Below are 3265 nucleotides of genomic sequence, written 5' to 3'. Positions count from 1 at the left end.
TGACCCCCACACCAAGTTAAAGTCAAAGTAAGAGGTCAAAATGGTACTGCCGCCGGGAGAAGAGGACATTGACTATAATGACTTTCGCTTGAAGGTAAGACGATTTGGATCCGGGTGGCGCATTTTCATATATGCTCCGGGGAGTATTCTTAGTTTCGAAAAAATTCCAAATACAGGTCAATACGGCGAGCGGAATAAAGTCATCGCCGAAGCGAAGGGCCTAGTGGACCAGCGTATGGCCGGTCAATAACAAAAGCGCCGCTCGACCCTTTCGGGGAGCGGCGCCAAACAATGTCTGTCTGAAGGCAGTGGCGTGCGCCGAGCGGCTACGCGCTGGAAGACTGCGTGGTGCCGGACGACAATCTGCTTCCCAACGCAAAGGGTCTTGCCAGGCACGCGATATGGCCATAGCCTTCAATATGCTGCGCGCCAACGACCTCATATGGAGTTTTGTCATCAGCAACTATCTCCTCGGCAAGCGCTGTCTCGTTCGAATTCGCGAAGAAGCTTGTCAACGCTAAGGACGTGATGGATATGGTGCAGATTCAGACCGACTTCGTGAAGGCGCAAACCGCGGCGTTGCGTGAGCAGGCCAAAGAACTCGGACAAACTGCGACTTGAGCATCGCCGGCGTTGCGGATGCCGCACGGAAAGAAGAACCTCTCCACCTGTGAGCGCGACACCGTTCGCTCCGAGATTTTGGAAGGCGCCTAGGACAACTGAGCGCCGGGGTTGTGTTGTACCTCGTACGAGAAGGGGCGCGCCGTGAATTTGATTCAGGCCGATATCGCTATCGTCGGCAGCGCGCGCCTGCGGGCGGCGATCGCCGCCGCCGAATCCGACCGCGGGCTCACGATCGCGCTGATCTCGAAAGTCTACCCGATGCGCAGCCACACCGTCGCAGCCGAAGGCGGCTCTGCCGGGGTGGTGCAGGCCCACGATTCGCTCGAGGATCATTTCAACGACACCGTCGCGGGCGGGGCGGAATAGAACCGGTCCGTCAGGCTGCGTCGCCGTCGCGAATTAAGCGCACGGCCTCGGCCGCCGTAACTACCTTTCCCTTCTCGGAGTTCCGCAGATACAGCAATGCAGGATGTTGCGACATCTTAGGCTCTCCCGGTTTCCGACAAGCTCCGCCCTACGCGAAGATCAATGTCCGACCAGCTTATGTGGGGCGCGTCAACTCCTCCAATAGGTAGACAAAAGACACATAGTCTCTGCCGGTCGCGAGGTTCAGGCCAATCTCACATGTGCGGTTGCTGCCTAGATAGGCATCGAACTTGCGCGCGCGAACCTCCTCCGCCTCCTCGGCCGTCGCCGACCGGGTGAGTTCGGTATGGAGGAAGCCACGGTCGCCGGCGAAGCCGCAACACTCGTGAGACGCCGGCGTCACTGCCTCGTCGGCCATCGCGGCCGCGAGCACATGGAGCTTTTTCGCGAGCTTTAGGTGATTGATCGAGCAGCTAGGGTGCAGAACCGCCGATGCGACCTTGCGCCGAATTTCGAGCTTGGGCAGCAACCGATCGTGTGCCCAGGCTACTGAATCAAGAATCGTCAGCTGCGCGTGGTGTTCGCGGTTCTCCGGCGTCAGATACTCGACGATTTCGCTGGTGATACCAAACGAGCACGAGCTTGCGTCGCAAACGATCGGGAGCTTGCCACCGTCGCTCCAACGCCACAGACTTTCCGCGGTGCGGTTCGCCATGACCGCATTGCCTTCGACGTAACCCTTGGAGTGCCAGATCGTCGCGCAACAATGGCCGCCGACATCCTCGGGAATCCACAGCGGCATCCCCGCACGTGCCGAGACAGCGATCATTGCCTCCTGCAGTGACAGCTCATGGTCCTGACCAGCTATCCGGCCGAAGATGCGGTTGACGCATGCGGTGAAGTAGACGCTGGCAGCACCTTCCCGCGGCGCCTTGGGCAGCTTCGGCTTGGCCGCGGCTGGCATGTTCGGCAGCCAGCTAGGCATGAGATCCTTGCTCACGAACGTACGGGCCATATCGGTCACTGCGGTGACCGTGCGCTGGCCGAGCACTTTTGCAGTTGCATCGGCGGCGCCGACTGCGAGACGCGCGACGCGCTCCACTGTGCCGAACCGTTTTGCGAACGTGGCAGCGAGACGTTCGGCGCGCGGCCCGTGTTCGAGATGACGGAAATGTTTCATCAGCGCCCCGGTATTGATGTCCACGGGGCAGGCGATCCCGCAAGACCCGTCGCCCGCGCAGGTCTGGATGGCGTCGTAGTCGTAGTCCGCGAGAATCCCCGCGGACACTCTTGAGCCCGCGGTTTGTCGCGCCATCTCCCGGCGCAGCGCAATCCGCTGACGTGGAGTCGTGGTCAAGTTACGACTCGGACAAACCGGTTCGCAAAAGCCGCACTGGATGCAGCGGTCGACAGTGGCGTCGATCGTAGGCGCAGTCTGCAGATCCTTGAGGTGGCTTTGCGGGTCCGCCGTCAGCATGACCCCCGGCGACAGAATATTCTGGGGATCGGCGAGCCGTTTCAGCTTCCACATCAACGCCGCGAGTCTCGTCCCCCATTCCCGCTCGACGTAGGGCGCGATGTTGCGTCCGGTGCCATGCTCGGCCTTGAGGGAGCCGTCGTATTTACCGACCACCAACTCAACGACATCATGCAGGAACGCGCCGTAGTGAGCGATTTCCTTCGGGTCATTGAGGAAAGGGGTGATGAGGAAGTGCAAGTTACCGGCCGAGGCATGTCCGAAGACGATTCCAGCATAGCCGTGCTTGGCGAACAGGGCCTGCAGATCGAGCGCGCCGTCGGCGAGCCGCTCCGGCGGGAAGCACACGTCCTCCAGAATGAACGATGAGCCTGACGGCCGGGCGCCGCCGACCGAGGCAAGTAGCCCGCTGCGCACGTTCCAAAACTGCGCCGCAAGCACCGGGTCCCGCGTGAACTCCGCGGGCTCCAGCAGCGTAAGCCCGGCCAATATCGCATTCGCGATGCGTTCCGCTTCGCAGCGGGCGGCGTCATTTGGCGCGCGGAACTCGACGAGCAGCGCGGTCGCTGTCTCGGGCAATGTTTTCCAGCGGTCCGGCACCCCGGGCTTGCCCTCTACGGCACGCAGCGACGCGCGATCGACCAACTCGACCGCGGCCGCACCATGATCGACAAATGGCTTTACCGCCGCGCAGGCCGCATACATGTCAGGAAAGATCATAAACGACGTGAGCCGGTATTGATCGTCCGCGATCGTCTCGAAAACCGCCTCCGCAATAAACGCAAGCGTGCCCTCCGA

The 3265-nt window shown here is 61.2% G+C and carries 2 protein-coding genes and 1 pseudogene; 2 read left to right on the top strand and 1 reads right to left on the bottom strand.

The genetic code is table 11. The features are described from left to right. The first annotated feature begins 450 nt into the window (after positions 1-450). Positions 451-621 carry a phasin family protein gene (locus ABSB13_RS16915; protein WP_428110519.1) on the top strand — a complete coding sequence of 57 codons (171 nt, stop codon included), beginning with the start codon at positions 451-453 and terminating at the stop codon, positions 619-621. Positions 622-765: 144 nt separating this feature from the next. Further along, positions 766-981, top strand: a pseudogene (locus ABSB13_RS16910) (FAD-binding protein); the annotation flags it as partial. Positions 982-1165: 184 nt separating this feature from the next. Here the strand turns inward: ABSB13_RS16910 and ABSB13_RS16905 are convergent. Continuing rightward, positions 1166-3265: FAD-binding and (Fe-S)-binding domain-containing protein (locus ABSB13_RS16905; RefSeq protein WP_428110517.1), on the bottom strand; the 2100-nt coding region annotated here is incomplete at its 5' end.

Origin of the sequence: Binatus sp. (SeqCode) (assembly GCF_050013435.1) — a bacterium.
GTDB lineage: Bacteria > Desulfobacterota > Binatia > Binatales > Binataceae > Binatus.
Note: the sequence above shows the minus strand (reverse complement) of the source record. Positions and strands in the feature narration are given on the sequence as shown.